Here is a 17,360-nt window from a genome sequence, read left to right as displayed (position 1 = left end):
TGGCCCACGGCTGGTGCCAATAATCGTGCCGTGGAGGCAGCGCCACGCCGCGCGGGGCGGCGAGTGGGATACCCGGAACCCCTTGATGAGCCACGACACAGCTTCGTTGAAAGCACGCGCCCAGGGCCTGCTTGAACAGGCCGGCATTTCGATCAACGGCCAGCGCCCGACGGACCTCACCGTCCACGATGAACGCACGTACGCGCGGGTGTTCGCCCATGGCTCGCTCGGCCTCGGCGAGGCCTACATGGACGGCTGGTGGGACTGTCCCGACCTGCCCGGCTTCATGGCCCGGGTGCTCAGCTCCCACGTCGACGAATCCCTGCGCACGCTGGACACCTTGCTCGCCCATCTCAAGGCGCGCTTCATCAACCTGCAGCGCGGCGACCACGCATGGGACGTCGGCCGCCAGCATTACGACCTGGGCAACGACCTGTTCGAAGCCATGCTCGGCAAGCGCCTGGTGTACTCCTGTGGCTACTGGGCCGAGGCCTGGAACCTGGACGACGCCCAGGAGGCCAAGCTCGACCTCATCTGTCGCAAGCTCCAGCTGCAGCCCGGCCAGCGGATCCTGGATATCGGTTGCGGATGGGGCGAGGCGCTGAAGTTCGCCGCCGAGCGCTACGGCGTCAGCGGCGTCGGCATCACCATCTCGAAGGAACAGGCCGAGTACGCCCGTGAGCTGTGCCGGGGCCTGCCCATCGAGATCCGCCTGCAGGACTACCACGAGCTGGACGAGCGCTTCGACGCCATCCTCTCGGTAGGCATGTTCGAGCACGTGGGCGGGAAGAACTACCGCCCCTGGTTCGAGGTCGCTCGCCGATGCCTGCGCCCCGATGGCCTGGTGCTCCTGCATTGCATCGGCAGCAACGGCGCGCCAGGCCGGCCGGATCCGTGGATCGAAAAATACATCTTCCCGAACTCGATGATCCCGTCGATGGCGCAGATGGCCAGCGCCCTGGAGAACCTGTTCGTGGTCGAGGACTGGCACAACTTCGGCACCGACTACGACCGCACCCTGGTGGCATGGCTGGCGAATTTCGAAGCGGCGTGGCCACAACTCGCCGGGCGCTACGACGAACGCTTCCGGCGGATGTGGCACTACTACATCGGCTGCTCGGCCGGGGTCTTCCGCAGCCGGCGCGACCAGCTCTGGCAGCTCACGCTGTCGCCGCATGGCGTGCCGGGCGGCCTGCGCGTGCCCCGGTAGACAAAACGACGACTTCCCGACCCGTAGGGTCCGGGGATGACTGGCTCCCGCGACGCCCTCGTCGAGACCGATGTCCCCGCCCGCCTCGACCGCCTCACGTGGGGACGCTTCCACACCCTGGTGGTCGTCGCGCTGGGCATCACATGGGTGCTCGATGGGCTCGAGGTCACCATCACGGGTTCGGTCGCCGGTGCGTTGAAATCGAGCCCGGTGCTGCACCTCACCGACATGCAGGTGGGCCTGGCCGGCAGCATCTACCTGGTCGGCGCCGTCTCCGGCGCGCTGTTCTTCGGCTGGCTCACCGACAGGCTGGGCCGGAAGAAACTTTTCACGCTGACACTCGGCCTTTACCTGGCGGCCACCGCGGCCACGGCGCTATCGCCCAGCTTCGCGGTCTTCGCGCTGTTCCGCCTGCTGACAGGTGCGGGCATCGGAGGCGAGTACGCCGCCATCAACTCGGCGATCCAGGAGCTGATCCCCGCGCGCTACCGCGGCCATACCGACCTCGTCATCAACGGCAGCTTCTGGCTGGGTGCCGCGCTGGGTGCACTGGGCGCCGTCGGCCTGCTCGACAGTGGGCTGTTTTCGCCTGAACTCGGCTGGCGGCTGAGTTTCGGGATCGGCGCGATCCTTGGCCTGGGCATCCTTCTGCTGCGCCGGTGGATTCCGGAGAGCCCACGCTGGCTCATGTTGCACGGGCGCATCACGGAAGCCGAGATGATCGTCGCGAGCATCGAACAGCGGCTGGGCGCCGGCGCGCCCACGCATCCGCTCCCCCGCCTTCGCCTGCGCCCGCATGCACCAACCCTCGCCGACGTGGGGCGTACGCTGTTCCGCGACTATCCGCGACGCACCCTGCTTGGACTTGTGCTGATGGCGACGCAGGCCTTCTTCTACAACGCCATTTTCTTCACGTATGCGCTGGTGCTGGGCCGCTTCTACGGCGTAGCCGATGCCGATGTCGGGCTGTACCTGCTGCCGTTTGCCGCAGGCAACTTCCTTGGCCCCCTGCTGCTCGGCCGCCTGTTCGACACCGTGGGCCGGCGCCCGATGATCGCCATCACGTATGCGATGTCTGGCCTGCTGTTATTCGCCACGGCGTGGCTGTTCGTCCGCGGCGTGCTCGATGCGCGCACCCAGACCATGGCGTGGAGCGTGGTGTTCTTTTTCGCCTCGGCGGCCGCGAGTTCCGCCTACCTTACGGTGAGCGAGAGTTTCCCGCTGGAATTACGCGCCCTGGCCATCGCGCTGTTCTACGCGTTTGGCACGGCGCTTGGGGGCGTGGCGGGCCCATGGTTGTTCGGCACGCTGATCGGCACCGGCGGGCGCGGGCCGATCGGCTGGGGCTATGGCCTGGGGGCGACGCTGATGCTGGGCGGCGCGGCGGCGGCATGGTGGCTTGGCATCGCCGCCGAGCGGCGCTCGCTCGAGGACATCGCCACGCCACTGGGCCGCGTGGACTGATCAGCGCGTTCCCGCGGAAGGCAAGGCCCTAGGATTTGGACGCCTGGCCCGTCGTCACCGGCAAGTCCACGGGGCGGCCGAAACGCTTGCGGACGAGGCAGCGGATCGCGTGAAGGGCGGGCCTCGGATCATCCAGGCGGAACACATGCAGGTCGGCGCGCAGCCACTGCGCGATGATCGCGGCGAGCGACTCGCGACGGCGGCCGCGCGTGAGCCGCACGTTGGAAATGTCGTGGTAGAGATCCACGCATAGCTGGCCCGTCGGGTACTCGCGCGGCGCGCGCGGCACCGGCAAACCTTGCGCATCGAGCCAGGCCATCTCGCAGGTATTCACGCCGCGTCGCGAGGCGAACTCCACGTAGGTCCATGCCCGTGTGTTTACCTCGATGATGCGGTATTCGCCATCGCGCGGGTCGCGCTTGAATTCGGCGCTGAAGATGCCGCGGTAGTCGACGCCGTCGAGCACGCGGCGCACGTACGCGACGGCTTCCGGCACGGCATGCAGCGGGATGGCGCAGGAGCACGAGCTGTTACCGAAATCCGGTGGCGACATGCGCATGCGCCGGCGCGCAAAGATGCCGGCATAGGCACCGTCCGCACTGCGGAAGCCGTCGATGAAGAAGTGTTCGGTCGCCGGCCCCGGCACGTATTCCTGGGCCATCACCGAGAAGCCCTGCGCGTGGAAGCGCGCCCACGCATCACGCAGCGCCTCGCGCGAATCCACCCACACGCCCTTGGCACCGACCACGTCGCTGAAGCGCTGGGAGTTCACCGGTTTGATAAAGACGCGATCCAGCGCGTCCATGGGCACCTCGGCGACATCGGCCAGCGTGGCCAGCCGAAAGGTGCGCGGGTGCGGTACCCGTGCCGCCGCCACGTAGCCGGCGAAGACGGATTTGTCCTGCAACAGGGCCTGGGTGGCGAGCGTGGAGGTACAGGTAAGGAAGCGCTCGCCCAGGTCGGTCGCCGGCAGGTCGGCCAGCCACATCGCGGCATCGTCCGCGCCAGCGATGATCACGGCCCGCTCCAGCGGCATGGCACGGAGGGCATCCAGTGCCTGGGGGCCGGGGCGGCCATCCCAAGGGGTGCCGGGTGTGGGGCGGTACCAGCGCGATTGCGCGGCAAGGTCGTCGGCGGGGCACGCCACGTAAGCGGGAATGCCGGCCATCACCAGGCTGCGCAGGATGCCCAGGGCCGTGGGACCTCGTCCCATCACGATGGCCGGGATACGGCCCGCTTCGACGCTGTCCATGGATTCCCCCGGGATGAGCCGGCCACGCTGGTCGTCTCGCGGGAACACTATCGAGGCTTGGCGGGCAACCCGGCTAGCCAGCCTGACGGCCTATCCGTTTTGCCTTCGCGCGCCGAAAGGCACGCGAAAGCTCAGGCTTCTTCCTGCCCGCGCTGTTCGGCCAGGGCGGCGTGGATCGCGGCGTCCATGGACAACGCGCTGGCGCGCAGTGCCGCGTTATCCAGCATGTCGAGCACGCCGGCCACGGCGGCATCGTTGGCACTGGCGGAGGCGACCACCGGCGACGCGGCCGGCACCGCCTGCAGCGCCTCGGCACTCATTTCCGTGGCGTACTTCACGATCTTCACCGGCCGGCCGTCGGCGTCGAAGATCGGGTTATAGGTGGCCTGGATCCACACCACGCACTCGCCCTTCCCCAGCCGGCGGTAGAGGCCCGCGTCGTGCAGGCCCGAGCGCAGCCGGCGCCAGAAACCGATGTAGGCGTCGGAGCGGCTTTCGCGCTCGTCCACGAAGAGGCTGTGGTGCTTGCCCTGCACTTCGTCCAGCCGGTAACCCATGGTCTTGAGGAACACGGCGTTGGCCGACAGGATCATCCCGTCGAGGGAAAACTCCACGATGCCTTGGGTGTCATCGGCCTGCTGCTGGCGCTGGCCGAGGTCGGCGGCACGCCCGCGCTCGGCGGTGAGGTCCGCACCGTACACGACGATGGAAGCCAGCTGGTTGCCGCGGCCCATGCGCGGGACGTACACGGCCTGCAGCCAGCCCTCCCGGGCGGGGCCTTTCAGGCGGACGACATCGGCGACTTCCTCGCCGCGGGACAGGGCCCGCCACAGGTGTTCGGTGTCGTCCACGGCGAAGACGGCCTGGAACGACTGGCCAATCACCTGGTCGGCGGATGCGCCAAGCACGGCCAGGAACGCCTTGTTGGCCGCCCGGACGGTGCCGTCGGCGGCCAGTTCCACCGTGGCAAAGCGCCGCCCAAGGGCAGCCAGCGTCGACTGCGCCTGGCGGGCGTCACGCCCACCCCAGAAACCCATGACCATCGCCGCGCCCTGCCTGCTTGAATTCACCCAGTGTATCGGCACAGCCCTGCGGACTCTTTAGTCCGGACGAAACCCAGGTCACGCCTTTTTGGTCACGGCATGGCTAAACTTGCCACACGCCATCGTCTTTTGTCGTCAGGGGATCCACGCCGTGCAGGCACGCAATTTCGAAGTTTCCGTCGTTCAGCCGAACGGCAAGGCCGCCGTCGAGATCACGTTCAACGAAAAGGTCCATGGCCTGGCGGGCGACACGATCTGGCTGGCCCTGGACGACACCGCAAGCGTGGATGACGCCGAGGCCCTGCGCGCCCTGCTCGAGCGCGTGGGCCACCGCATCACCGTGACTAACGTGCGTTCCTGATCCCGGCCGGGCCGGCACCGTCGGCCACGGCGACCTGCAGCGGCACCATGCCGGGCGCCAGGTGGTGGTTCACGCCATGCACCTTGCCGCAACCCAGGCAGGGGCGCACGCGACCGAGGCCCCTCCCGTTCCGGGCCGGTGCCAGCAGGCAACCACACACATAACAGGAGGCGAGCGCACCGCGCTCCCACAGGCGCACGCGAAGCGCCTGGATGCCGACGATGGCGAGCCCCACGAGCACCCCGGCGGCGAGCAGCCAGCGCGGCAGGTGGATATAGAGGGAAAGGTTGCCCAGTTCGCCAGGAAATTCCTGCGCGGCCCGCATGGCCGCCGCGGCGACCGCGCCCGTGCCCAGGCCCACCAGGCCCGGCATGAACATGCGCAGATACATGCGACCCACATACGACATGGCTAATCCCCTCCCCTTGCCGGCGCACCCGGCAAGGAGAGAGGTTGTCCGGGCAAGGGTCTACCCGCCGTGAACGCGCCGCCGGGTTACGCCTTCGCCGACTCGCCAAAGCTCGGCGGACGATCCGCCGGGGCCTTGCCGAAGGCTTCGTTCGGGGTAGCGCCCATGGCGAACACGAGGGTGCCGCCGCTGGCGAGCTCCTTGTGGCTGATCCAGCTCTTCGTCCACGGCTGGCCGTTCCAGGTCACCGACTGGATGTACGGCTTGCCGTCGCCATTGCCGGTGGTCTCGATGGTGAGCACCTTGCCACCGCCGACCTGGACCTGGGCACGGTCGAGGATGGGGCTGCCGAACACGTAGTTGGCGCTGACCGGGTCCACGGCATACAGGCCCATGGCGCTCATCACGTACCACGCGCTCATCTGGCCGCAGTCTTCGTTACCCGGCAGGCCATCCGGCTGGGGCAGGTACATGGTGTCGAGCATCAGGCGGACCTTGGCGGCCGTCTTGTGGTGCGAACCGGTGTACGCATACAGGTAGGGCATGTGATGGCACGGCTCGTTGCCGAACGCGCACTGGCCCACCATGCCGGCGATATCCGGCGGCGCATTGTCGGGCAGCGTCGGGTTCGCATTGAACAGGGCATCCAGCTTCTTCTCGAAGCCATCCACGCCGCCGAACAGGTCCATGTACTGGTGCACGTCGTGCTGGTTCAGGAACGTGGCCTGCCAGGCATTCGACTCGGTGAAGTCGCGCCACTTCTTCGAATGGCCAATGGCGATCGGGTCGAACGGCTGCAGCCATTCGCCGTCCACGCCCTTCGGGCGCATGAACTGGGTGTCCTTGTCGAACACGTTGCGATAGTTGCGCGAACGCTCGCGCAGGGCCTTCGCTTCGTCCGCATGGCCCAGGTGCTCGGCCATGCTGGCCACCGCCCAGTCGTCGTAGGCGTATTCCAGCGTCTTGCTGACCGCCTCGCCTTCCTTGTCGCTGGGGATGAAGCCCTTGGCACGGTAATAGCCCAGGCCGAAGTAATCGTCCTGCATGGCGCGGCGACGGAACACCGGCCAGCCCTTCTGGTAATCGATGCCGGTGAAGCCCTTGGCCTGCGCTTCCGCCACGACCACCGCCGAGTGGTAGCCGATCATGCACACCGTCTCGATACCCTGCAGCGGCCACACCGGCGCGCCGCTGGGGCTCTCCACCGCCAGGCGGACGATGCCGTCGACGAGGTCGGGCACGCGGTCCGGCTGGTACAGCGTGTACAGCGGGTGCGCGGCGCGGTAGGTGTCCCACAGCGAATAGGTGCTGTAGTTGTGGCGGTTGGCCGGCAGCGTGTGCACGGCCTTGTCCATGCCGCGGTAACGGCCGTCGATGTCGCTGAACACCGTCGGCGCGAGCATGGTGTGGTACAGCGAGCTGTAGAACGTGCGCTTGATCTTGTCCGACGTGCTGTCGATCTGGATCTTCGCCAGCTCGCCCGCCCACTCGGCTTCGGCCGAGGCGCGCACGCCGTCGAAGTCCCACGCCGGGATTTCGCCATCGAGGTTGCGCATCGCGCCGTCGATGTCGACGCCGGAAATGCCGACCTTCACCAACAGCGGCTCGCTGCTGGCCTTGTCCAGGTGGATCGCGGCCTTGAGGTGGTTGCCCTTGGCCTCGGCCGTGCCGGCCGGAAGCGCCTTGTCTTCGTTGTACAGCGTGATCGAGGACGCCGGGCGCGACAGCTTCATCGCGAAGTAGATGACGCGGCCCGAGGCCCACTGCCATACGCGGCGGCCGCCGACGATCGTGTCATTGCCCACGACGCGCACTTCGGCATCGGTGACGCGGCAGGCTTCCTTCGGGTTGTCCTGGTAGCCATGGGCGAGGTCGAGCACGACGTGTGCGTCGCCGTCCTTGCCGAAGGTGTAGCGATGGATGCCGGCACGCAGCGTGGCCGTCAGCTCGGCCAGGATGTCGTGGTTGGTCAGCTTCACGCGGTAATAGCCCGGGTGTGCCTGCTCGCCGGTGTAGTGCGAGCGGTAACCCTTCACGTCGGTCTTGTAGCCCTTGGGGGCCTTCTCGCCGCTCACCTTCTTCGCGTCGAAGCGGGAGACGTAGTTCACGCCGTCGTAGTCGCGGTCGCCGGGCTGCAGCAGCACCGGGCCCATCGACGGCATCACCAGGAAGTCGAGCATGTCGGCGGCGCCGGTGCCCGAGAGGTGGGTGTGCGAGAAGCCCATGATCGAACCATCGCCCTGGTGGTAGCCGGACGAACCGTCCCACTCGGCGTTGTACGTATCCGGGCTGAGCTGGACCATGCCGAACGGCCGCGTCGCACCCGGGTAGGTGTGACCGTGGCCGCCGGTGCCGACAAAAACGTCGACGTAACCCAGGACGCCATCCGGGGCGGTGCCGCCGCCCGCAGCTGGCGCGTCAAGGCCGTGCTTTACGCCACTGGCCAGCGCGGTGAGGGAACCGAGCGGGCCAAGTGCCGAGGCGGCGGCCATGCCCTGGATGAAACGTCGACGGGTAACCATGGAAATAACTCCTGAAATCGGTGCGATCAGACGCGACGCAGTGCATCGGGGTGTTTGTCAGCGAGGTGGACCACCAGCTCGCCGAACAACGTATTGGCCCACGCGAACCATGCACGCGTGAAATTCTTCGGGTCGTCCTGGTCGAACGCCTCGTGCATGAAGCCGGTGCCACCGTGGGTGGTCTTCAGCATGTGGATGCACTGGCGCTGCTCGGCCACGTCGGTGGTGGTGAAGGCTTTCATCATGATCGACATGGGCCAGATGTAGCGCAGGCCCTCGTGCGGTCCACCGATGCCTTCGCCGGCCGTGCCCTTGAAGAAGTACGGATTCTTGCTGCTCCACGCCAGCTCGCGGGTGCGCGCATAACGGGCGTTGTAGGCGGTGGTCTCCAGGTATGGCAGCGCAAGCAGGCTGGGTACGTTGGCGTCGTCCATGAACAGCTGGTTGCCGTAGCCGTCCACTTCGTAGGCCCAGTATTCGTCCTGGCCGTTGCGGATCACGCCGTACTGTTCCGTCGCCGCGGCCACTTCGTCGGCCAGCGCATTGCACTCGGCGACAAAGCCCTGGTCGCCATAGAACGTGCCGTGCATCTGCGCGAGGCGGCGCAGGGTCACCACGGCAAACAGGTTGCCGGGGATATTGAACGGCAGCGTGGTGGCGTCGTCGGACGGACGGAATTCCTGGACGATCATGCCCACCGGCTTACCCGGGGGGCCGAAGCCGTGCAGCATCTGGCTGTCGGTGGGGTTCAGGGCCGGGCGCTGGAAGTGGTACGGGCCCAGGTTGTCCTTGCGCTGCTGTTCCTTGAACGTCTTGACGATGAGCTGGGTCGCGGCGCGCCAGCTGTCGTCGAACGGCTCGCGATCGCCCGTGGCCTGCCAGTAGCCGTGCGCCAGGCGCACCGGGTAGCACAGCGAGTCGATTTCCCATTTGCGCTCGGCGACGCCGGGCTTCATGTCGGTCTGGTCCTGCTGCGACCAGTCCATGTTGCTCTTGGCCTTCGGGTCGGGCATGAAGGCGTTGGCGTACGGGTCGATGCTGATGCAGCGCGCCTGGCGGCGGATGAGGCCGCGGAACAGCTTGCGCAGCGCCTCGTCCTTCGCCACCAGCGGCAGGTACGGCCACACCTGGGCGGAGGAGTCGCGCAGCCACATCGCGTCGATGTCGCCGGTGACCACGAAGGTGTCTTCGTGGCCGTCGAGGCGGCCCACTTCCACCGTGGTATCCAGCGTGTTCGGGAAGCAGTTCTCGAACAGCCATGCCAGTTCGGGGTCGGCGATCTTCTTCTTGGTCGAAGCGATCAGCTTCTCCACCGATTCACTGGTGAACTTGCGCTTGCCCACCGGCGGGCGCTTGCTTTCAAAACGCGGCGCGGCGAAGGCGGCGGTGCTGAGCCCACCGGCCACGGCAAGGCCAGGCGCCAGGGACATCCACTTGATGATATTGCGGCGGCTCGGGTTCACTTATCGGGTCTCCTTCAATGCATCAACAAGCGAGGTTACCGTCAGGGCATGACGGAGCGTCGCGGCGTCGGCCTTGCCGGCCACGGCAATATCACGGCTTTCACCGGGAAGCAGGTCAAACGCGTTATCGACGAGGCGCACGTCGACGTCGCCCGTGTCCACCCACACCGCGCGCGCCAGGCGCTTCGCGGTGACGGTGATCACCAGGCCATCGGCGGTGTCACGCACGCTGGTGGAAAGTTCGGGCTTCGCCGGCAGCGCCAGGTCCTTCGCCGCACCGAAGTACAGCAGGTGGCTGGCGACGGGCTTGCCCTGCTCCACGAGGTCGAAGGCGACCACGGTGTGCTTCGGGTCGGCACCCTTCAGCAGTGCCGCGTCGTCGGCCTTCAGCACACTGGTGCTGGACAGCGCCGCCGCGTTCACCGGCTGGCTGCTGTCACGCAGCAGCTTGCCGTCCATCGCATAGACGCGGGTGCGCAGCGTGGCATCGAAGGCCTTCACCCGATCAGACACCGCGAACACTTCCGTGTGGCCGTCACGACGGATCGGCACCACGTCCACCGGCGCGTAGAAGCGCTTCGCGTGGAACTGCAGGGCCTTCCAGCGGTTGAAGTAATCCACGCTGGCCCAGGAGGCACCCGGCCACACGTCGTTGAGCTGCCAGTACAGCGAGCCCATGCTGCGCGGGCGGGCGCTGCGCAGGTGCTCGGCGGCCAGCTCGATGCCTTCGGCCTGCATCACCTGGCTGAGGTAGACGAACGCGGGGAAGTCCTTCGGCTCGCCGTACTCGGCACGGATGTACAGCAGCAGGCGCTGGTTGCCGTCGCCGTTGGCGAACTTCTGGTGCGCGCGCATGACCTTCGACTCGGGCTGCATGTCGCCGGCTTCGGCGAAGGCCTTGATCGTGGCCATCACCGGGAACGACTGCAGGCCGTACTCGGACTGGAAGCGCGGGGTCATGTCCAGGTAATGCGAGATCGGCTCGGAACCGGACCACACTTTCCAGTAATGGAAATCACCGTCGGACTCGACGTTGGCCGGGCCTTCGTAATCGGTGCTGGGCGAGCTGGCCCAGTAGGGCACGCTGGGCGAGAGATCCTTGATCACGCCGCGCAGGGTCTTGCCGAACAGCTCGCGCATGCCGTCGTCGATCTTCTTCACTTCATCGGCGTTGACGAACTTGCGGAAGTCCTGGCGATCCGGCCAGTCGTCCCAGCCGGTCTGCACTTCGTTGTTGCCGGCCCACAGCACGATGGACGGATGGTCGCGCAGGCGGGTCACCTGCTCGATGGCCTCGATGCGGGCGTTGTCCTGGAACGCCTTGTCGTACGGGGTGATCGCGCCGCCGTACATGAAATCCTGCCAGACCATGATGCCCATGCGGTCGGCCAGGGCGTAGAAGGCGTCTGGCTGGTAGGTGCCACCGCCCCACATGCGCAGCATGTTCATGTTGGCGTCGCGCGCCGATTGCAGGATGGCTTCCATCCGCGCCGTGGTGACGCGCGTGGGGAAGCTGTCGAACGGAATCAGGTTGGCGCCCTTGGCGAAGATCGGCACGCCATTGACGACGAAGGCGAAGCCCCTGCCCCACTGATCCTTCTCGCGGCGCAGCTCGACGCTGCGCAGGCCGGTGTCCTTGTCGGCGGAGGCCACGGCGGCGCCACCAGCGGTCACATCCGCATGGAAGTGGTAGAGGTTGGCATCGCCATAGCCCACCGGCCACCAGAGCTGCGGATGCGCGATGGTGACAGGCACGGCCACGTGGTTTTCGCCCTTGGCCAGGGTGACATCGCGGGCCTCGTGGCCCTTGCTGCCGTCCGGCGCGGTCCACTCGACGTTGAGCTGGACGGGGCCGCCCTTGTCCGCTCGCACGTCGAACTGCGCCTGGAGGGTGGCGCTGTCAGCGTCGACGTGGTCCTGGGCGACATGGAAATCGGCCAGGCGCAGCGTGTCCCAGGCTTCCAGGCGCACCGGCTGCCAGATGCCGGCGGTGAGGTAACGCGGACCCCAGTCCCAGCCGTACTGGTAGTTGGCCTTGCGCACGTAGTTGGAGGTCTGCCTGCCCTTCGGCTCGTCACCGAAGGCGGAGTCAAATTCGCCCGGCAGCGAGTACGGCTGCTTCATCAGCCACGGCAGCAGCTTGCCGACGGGCGAGGCGATATGGACATCCAGGGCGTTCTTGCCCTGCTTCAGGGCGGTTTTCGCCGGGAGGCGCCACTGCCGGAACATGTTGTCCGCGGCGAGCACCTTCTTCCCGTTGAGGGAGACGTCCGCGAAGGTATCGAGGCCGTCGAAAACGAGGTCGACGTGGCCGCGCGCCAGCATGGCCGCGTCCACGTCGAAGTCCAGGTGGTAATCCCAGTCCGCCAGCCCGATCCATTGCAGGCTGGCTTCGTTGTCACGCCAGAACGGGTCCTGCACCCGTCCGAGCGCGAGCAGGTCGGTCTGGACGGCACCCGGCACGTGGGCCGGCTGCCAGTCCTTGACATCAGGGTGCGCGTCGCTGGCGGCCGCCCCGGGAGCGAGGCGGAACCGCCAGCCGGCGGAAAGGTCCTTCTCCGCCGGCGTCGCGGCACTGGCCGCTCCAGCGGCAAGCCAGAGCGCCAGGGCCAGCGACGCGCGGGGCATCACAGCTTGAAGCCCAGGGTCACGGTGTAGGTGCGACCGTTCTTGTATGCGTTCAGCGGTTCTGCCGGGGTGTTGTTGTACACGAAGTAGGTCTCGTTCAGCAGGTTGGTGGCATCCAGCGAGACACGCAGGTGGTCATTGATCTGGTAACCCAGCGACGCGTCCAGTTCACGGAAGATGCCGGTGATCTGCTGCGACTGCAACTGGGCGATCGAGGTGAAGTACGACGAACGCCAGCTGTAGGTCACGCGGGCGCTGTACGGGCCCTGCTCGTAGAACGGCGAAATGGTGAACGCGTTCTTCGAGTTGTACGGCAGCGGGAAGTCGTTGCTCGTGGTCGCGTCGGAGTACGTGTAGTTCGCCAGCATGCCGAAGCCGTAGCGGAAGTTCTGCTGGTAGCTGATCGACGCACCCTTGACCTTGGCCACGCCGGCGTTGATCGGTACCTGCATCTGGTACACGTCGTCACGCTGGTTGGTCAGGTTGTAGTGGGTCTCGGCCACGTTGGTGTTGAGGATGTAGCCGGAGATGCGGCGGAAGAAGAGCTCCGCGGCCAGCACGCTGTTCTCCGAGAAGTACCACTCGGCCGAGCCGTCGTAGTTGGTCGACTTGTACGGACCCAGGTCGGTGTTGCCACGCGACCCGGTGAGCGTGCGGTCGTCCAGCGCCACGTACGGGGTCATCTGCTGGTAGCGCGGGCGAGCCATGGTCTGGGCGGCGGCGAAGCGCAGCGTCAGGGCATCGGTGGCGTCGTAAGCGATGTTAAACGAGGGCAGCCAGTCGTGGTACGTGCTGCGCTTGTTGATCGGGTCGTACTGGTTGTCGCCGACGAACTGGTAGCCGTTCACCGTGTCACGGGTGCGGTAGTAGCGCACGCCGAGGTTGCCGCGGTAGTCGTCACCGGAGAAATCACCCTGGATGTAGAACGCGCGGTTCTGCTCGGCGACGCTGTAGGTGGCCTTCGGGTCGAGCGAGACGTGGCCGTCCTTGATGCTCTGGATGTACGCCTTCATCAGGCCCGGGTCGATCGTCGTCCAGTCGCCCATGTTGCCGGCGGCGTTCAGGCCGTTGAGGTAGCCACCCGGCGTGCCGCCATTGGCGAAGTTAGCCAGCGACAGGCCGTTGCCGTCCTGGGTGGGCAGCTGCGCCGAGTAGGCGTCCTGGCCGTCCAGGTGGTTGGTGGCCTTGATGCCGACTTCGATCTGGTTCAGCGGGCCCCAGGCCACGTCGTGCGAGAAATCCGCCTGGAAGTAACGCTCGCGATCGTAGCTGGGCGCGTAGCTGTAGCCGGCGCCGTGGGCCAGCATCGCCGACGGGTTGTCACCGGCGTTGTAGTTGATCTGCGGGTGCTGGCCGTCGAGGTTGTAGTTGAAACCACCGAAGCCCTGGAACTGCATGTTGTAGATGCCGTCCGAGCCGCCGGTGGAACCGGTGTAGCCAATCTGCGACGACGCCGTCCAACCATCACCGAACCAGTCCGCGCGCAGCTGGGCCACGCCGGTGTTCACGGTCGAGTCGCGCTCGTAGCCGTCCAGGTAGGTCGAGGTGTTGGCGTTGTAGCTGCCGCTGGTGGCGACACCGTTGTTGAAGCCCAGCGCCGTGGCGTTGGCGGCCGAACCGGACCACTCGCCGTAATGGCTCTGGTTGAAGTTGTTGAACTTCTCGGTGACGTACAGGCCGGTGAAGTTCAGCTCGAACGCTTCGTTCGGCTTCCACTGCAGGCCGGTGGACACGCCGTCACGGGTGCGGCGCTGCTGGAACCACGCGGTGTTCACCGCGGTCGGGTACACACCCTTGGCGTCCGTCGGGACGACGGCCGGGTTGAACTGGTGGTCCGGGTTGGTATCGGTCGGGTCGTTGACGCGCTGGTAACCGAAGATCTCGGTGCCCTGGCGGTCGATGATCCGGTCCGAATGCATCAGCGAGCCGATGACACCGAAGGTGCTGTCCTTGTTCTTCCAGCTGTACAGCACGGACGCGTTCGGCTTGCCCTTGTCGGCGCTGTCGTTATAGCCGTAGCTGACGCTGCCGGTGAGGGTGTTGGCCGGGAGGTCGAGCGGGCGACGGGTGTTGACGATGACGGTACCGCCGATCGAGCCCTCGTCGATGTTCGCCTGCGGGGTCTTGTAGACCTGGGCGTTACCGATGATTTCCGAGGCGAGCAGGCTGTAGTTGAACGAGCGGCTGTCCGGGTTGTTTGGGTCCGACGTCCAGTTGGTGGACGCGACGGTCTGGCCGTTGAGCATCAGGCGGTTCAGCGCCGGGTCGGTACCCAGGATGCTGACCTTGTCGCCTTCGCCGAAGTTACGGTCCACCGAAAGGCCCGGCAGGTGCGACAGCGACTCGGCCACGTTGGTGTCCGGGAACTTGCCCACGTCTTCGGCCGAGATGGCGTCGACGATCGAATCCGAGTTGCGCTTGAGGTCGAGCGACTTCTGCAGGCTGGCGCGGATACCGGTGACGGTCACGCCCTGCAGGTTGGCGGCGTCCTGGGCGTTCGCGTCCGTGGTGGCGTCGGCCTTCTTGGGGGCGTTGGCGGTGGTGGTGGCCGGGGCCGGCGTGGTGGCGTCCTGCGCCATCACGCTGCCCGTGGCGAATAGCCCGGCCATGATGGCCATGGAAAGGGCGCTGATGCGGTGGGTCATTTATCGATGTCCTTGGGGAAGGGTTTCGATAGGCGAACGCAGCCGCACGGGCTCGCGCCCGCGTTCGTCGTCGTTCGTCCGTCGGAGTTGTGGGGTCGCCCTGCTCGCTGTTGCAGCAGTGTTACTGCGGCGATTTTTAGGGGCCGGTGACAACGATGTCAACGCTTTTTTTAACTCGATCTAAAGACAACCATTACACCGTAAGTAGCTGTTTCAGAACGATATGTTGAAAAAACCACTTTCGTGCAGTGCGGAAAATCCTCAAGTCCATTTGGATCGATCCACCTGCCGTGCAACGGTCGTGCGGGGTGCGCTAAGGCCCTATGCGTAAACGATTTACCGGGGCTCACCCGGGCGCTGCCAGTGAAGGACCAGCGAGGCGCGATGCTTTGCTGCATTGCAGCGAAAAAAGACATCGTGCGACGGGCCAGCGGCGTGCCCCCGCAGGCTTTTGCGAAGTCCGACGCGCAGGTAAACGCACATGTCAAAAACGCGTTGCAGACAGCGCCGAGTCACGCGCATCGCGTGAAGCTCATCCCACGCACCCCAGGAGAGGCACCCGATGTCGCGAGCGCTTTACGACGTCTCATTCAAGACGCTGCTGGCCATGGCCATCGTCACGGCGCTTGCCGCCTGTAACCGCGAGCCACCGGCGCAGGCCGCCGACACACCGGCGCCCGCGGCCAGCGCTGCACCGGCGATCGCCGCCGCGCCCTACCAGCGTCCGACCGCGGACCAGCTCTACGCCCTCGTCGCGCCCATCGCCCTCTTCCCGGATAACCTCGTGGCGCAGACGCTCGCCGCGTCGACGCATCCGGACCAGGTCGACGACGCACGCCAGTTTGTCCAGGGCCATCGCGACCTCACTGGTGGCGCCCTGCTCGACGCCGCGGACACCCAGCCGTGGGATCCCAGCGTGAAGTCGTTGGTGGCGTTTCCCGCCGTGCTCGACCAGATGGCCAATAACGGCGAGTGGACCGACGCGCTGGGCCAGGCGTATGCCAACCAGCCGTCGGACGTGATGAACGCGATCCAGGTGATGCGCTCGCGCGCCCAGGCGCACGGCAACCTGAAGACCAACGCCAAGCAGACGGTGCAGGTGGTCGACCGCGGCGCACCGGTGTCGCAGACGGTGGTGGAAGAGGACGAGATCGTCGGGCCGCCGGCGCAGACGATTGAAATCGCCCCGGCGGATTCGGGCGTCGTCTATGTGCCGGAATACGACCCGGACCAGGTGTATGGCGGCCCGGTGTATTCCACGGTGTACGAAACCCGCTATGTCGAGCCCGACTACGGCTATCGCGACGCCGCCGTCGCGGGCGTCGTCGCTTTCGGCGCGGGCATCCTGGTCGGTGAATTGTTTGCGCACCACGAGCACCACGACCGTCCCTATGGCTGGGATAGCTGGCATACCTCGTGGGGCGGCCGTCGCGACGGTGGCCGGCCGGCGGTGGTGTACGACAACCACCCGTATGTCGTGAACCGCACGGTGGTGAACAACCGCTTCGTCGATCGCTCCGTGCACATCGACAATCGCCATGACTTCAATAACGTGAACATGCGCCCGGGTGCGCCACCGCGTGAGGCGGCTGCGCCTCGCCCTGCGCAGCCGGACTTCGCGCATATGCAGCGGCCAACCTTTGCGCCGGCGATGACCCACCCGACGGCGCCGAATGCACGGCCGGCGCTTCCGCCGCCGCAGGCCAATGACCCGCGCGCGGCCGCCTTCCAACGCGACCACGGGATGGGACGCAATCCGGCGCAGGCCGGGGCACCGGGCGTTCCTGGGGCGCCGGTGCAGGGACGACCCGAGCAAGGGCCGCGGCCGGGCATGGACATCGCCCATACCAATCCGAACGCGGCGCCGCACCCGACGCCGCACGCCCCGACGTTCTCGCGCCCTGGCGCTGATACGCCGCGCGGGCAGCCGTTCGCACCCCGTGAGTCGCAGCAGGCCCATGCCATGCCTGCGCCCGCGGCAGCGCCCGCGGTACGCAACGAGCCGCAGCGAGCCACTCCGCAGCAAGCGCAGGCGCCGCGCGCGGAACCGCAGCCGCAGCGTGCGCAGCCGCAGCGCATGGAACAGCCGCGCCCGCAGCCGCAGCGCTTCGAGCCGCGACAGCCTGAGCAGGCCCGTGTCGAGGCGCCCCAGCGCGATGCCCCGAGGCCGGAGCCGCAGCAGCACTTCCAGCAGGCGCCGCGCGAGATGCCCCGCGAGATGCCCCGTCCGCAGCCGCCGCGCGAAGAGCCGCGCCCCCAGCCACAGCAGCAGCACCACGAACAGGCGCGGCCGGCCCCGCAGCAGCAGCCCCACCACGACGATCACAAAAAGCACGACAACTGACGCCCTGGCGGGGGATGCG

At 66.9% G+C, this 17,360-nt stretch carries 11 protein-coding genes; 4 read left to right on the top strand and 7 right to left on the bottom strand.

Annotated elements, in window-relative coordinates; translation table 11 throughout:
• The first annotated feature begins 85 nt into the window (after positions 1 to 85).
• Together cfa and FIV34_RS04800 are read left to right on the top strand one after the other, a co-directional pair.
• Positions 86 to 1,210, top strand: a complete 1,125-nt coding sequence (gene cfa / locus FIV34_RS04805) for a cyclopropane fatty acyl phospholipid synthase (RefSeq protein ID WP_139980211.1) — start codon at positions 86 to 88, stop codon at positions 1,208 to 1,210.
• 36 nt (positions 1,211 to 1,246) lie between these two features.
• Positions 1,247 to 2,674 (top strand): MFS transporter, encoded by a 1,428-nt coding sequence (locus FIV34_RS04800; RefSeq protein WP_139980209.1) that lies wholly within the window; start codon positions 1,247 to 1,249, stop codon positions 2,672 to 2,674.
• A gap of 28 nt (positions 2,675 to 2,702) precedes the next feature.
• On the opposite strand, the gene FIV34_RS04795 is transcribed toward FIV34_RS04800, so the two are convergent.
• Positions 2,703 to 3,926, bottom strand: coding sequence for a carboxylate--amine ligase (locus tag FIV34_RS04795; protein ID WP_139980207.1), 1,224 nt, complete (start codon positions 3,924 to 3,926; stop codon positions 2,703 to 2,705).
• 131 nt (positions 3,927 to 4,057) lie between these two features.
• Complete coding sequence (locus FIV34_RS04790) at positions 4,058 to 4,996, bottom strand: PAS domain-containing protein (RefSeq protein WP_139980205.1); 939 nt, start codon at positions 4,994 to 4,996, stop codon at positions 4,058 to 4,060.
• Positions 4,997 to 5,120: 124 nt separating this feature from the next.
• Here FIV34_RS04790 and FIV34_RS04785 point away from each other — a divergent pair, with 124 nt between their 5' ends.
• Complete coding sequence (locus FIV34_RS04785; protein ID WP_139980203.1) at positions 5,121 to 5,330, top strand: hypothetical protein; 210 nt, start codon at positions 5,121 to 5,123, stop codon at positions 5,328 to 5,330.
• On the opposite strand, the gene FIV34_RS04780 is transcribed toward FIV34_RS04785, so the two are convergent.
• The 5 genes from FIV34_RS04780 to FIV34_RS04760 form a co-directional block, all read right to left on the bottom strand.
• Positions 5,314 to 5,739 carry a hypothetical protein gene (locus FIV34_RS04780; RefSeq protein ID WP_139980201.1) on the bottom strand — a complete coding sequence of 142 codons (426 nt, stop codon included), beginning with the start codon at positions 5,737 to 5,739 and terminating at the stop codon, positions 5,314 to 5,316. The two genes, FIV34_RS04785 and FIV34_RS04780, sit on opposite strands and share 17 nt — an antisense overlap.
• A gap of 86 nt (positions 5,740 to 5,825) precedes the next feature.
• Complete coding sequence (locus FIV34_RS04775; protein ID WP_139980199.1) at positions 5,826 to 8,261, bottom strand: GH92 family glycosyl hydrolase; 2,436 nt, start codon at positions 8,259 to 8,261, stop codon at positions 5,826 to 5,828.
• A 26-nt stretch (positions 8,262 to 8,287) separates the two neighbouring features.
• Positions 8,288 to 9,691 (bottom strand): glycoside hydrolase family 125 protein, encoded by a 1,404-nt coding sequence (locus FIV34_RS04770; protein WP_139985695.1) that lies wholly within the window; start codon positions 9,689 to 9,691, stop codon positions 8,288 to 8,290.
• Between the two features lie 33 nt (positions 9,692 to 9,724).
• A complete protein-coding gene (locus FIV34_RS04765) occupies positions 9,725 to 12,352 on the bottom strand; it encodes a beta-mannosidase (protein WP_139980197.1) in 2,628 nt (875 codons plus the stop codon).
• Entirely contained in the window at positions 12,352 to 14,997 is a 2,646-nt protein-coding gene (locus FIV34_RS04760; RefSeq protein ID WP_139980195.1) for a TonB-dependent receptor, read from the bottom strand. The genes FIV34_RS04765 and FIV34_RS04760 overlap by 1 nt, the downstream gene beginning before the upstream one ends.
• 562 nt (positions 14,998 to 15,559) lie before the next feature.
• On the opposite strand from FIV34_RS04760, the gene FIV34_RS04755 reads away from it, so the two are divergent.
• On the top strand, positions 15,560 to 17,341 hold the full coding sequence (locus tag FIV34_RS04755; RefSeq protein ID WP_139980193.1) for a DUF3300 domain-containing protein: 1,782 nt from the start codon (positions 15,560 to 15,562) through the stop codon (positions 17,339 to 17,341).
• The last annotated feature ends 19 nt before the right edge of the window (positions 17,342 to 17,360 follow it).

This window comes from Luteibacter pinisoli (assembly GCF_006385595.1).
In the GTDB taxonomy this organism is placed as follows: Bacteria; Pseudomonadota; Gammaproteobacteria; order Xanthomonadales; family Rhodanobacteraceae; genus Luteibacter; species Luteibacter pinisoli.
This window is presented reverse-complemented; position numbering and strand designations above follow the sequence as displayed.

What these genes read in the sequence shown, in the direction of transcription:
- cfa (WP_139980211.1), top strand. Translation starts at nt 86, where the DNA reads ATGAGCCACGACACAGCTTCGTTGAAAGCACGCGCCCAGGGCCTGCTT.
- FIV34_RS04800 (WP_139980209.1), top strand. Translation starts at nt 1,247, where the DNA reads ATGACTGGCTCCCGCGACGCCCTCGTCGAGACCGATGTCCCCGCCCGC.
- FIV34_RS04795 (WP_139980207.1), bottom strand. Translation starts at nt 3,926, where the DNA reads ATGGACAGCGTCGAAGCGGGCCGTATCCCGGCCATCGTGATGGGACGA.
- FIV34_RS04780 (WP_139980201.1), bottom strand. Translation starts at nt 5,739, where the DNA reads ATGTCGTATGTGGGTCGCATGTATCTGCGCATGTTCATGCCGGGCCTG.
- FIV34_RS04775 (WP_139980199.1), bottom strand. Translation starts at nt 8,261, where the DNA reads ATGGTTACCCGTCGACGTTTCATCCAGGGCATGGCCGCCGCCTCGGCA.
- FIV34_RS04770 (WP_139985695.1), bottom strand. Translation starts at nt 9,691, where the DNA reads ATGTCCCTGGCGCCTGGCCTTGCCGTGGCCGGTGGGCTCAGCACCGCC.
- FIV34_RS04765 (WP_139980197.1), bottom strand. Translation starts at nt 12,352, where the DNA reads ATGCCCCGCGCGTCGCTGGCCCTGGCGCTCTGGCTTGCCGCTGGAGCG.
- FIV34_RS04760 (WP_139980195.1), bottom strand. Translation starts at nt 14,997, where the DNA reads ATGACCCACCGCATCAGCGCCCTTTCCATGGCCATCATGGCCGGGCTA.
- FIV34_RS04755 (WP_139980193.1), top strand. Translation starts at nt 15,560, where the DNA reads ATGTCGCGAGCGCTTTACGACGTCTCATTCAAGACGCTGCTGGCCATG.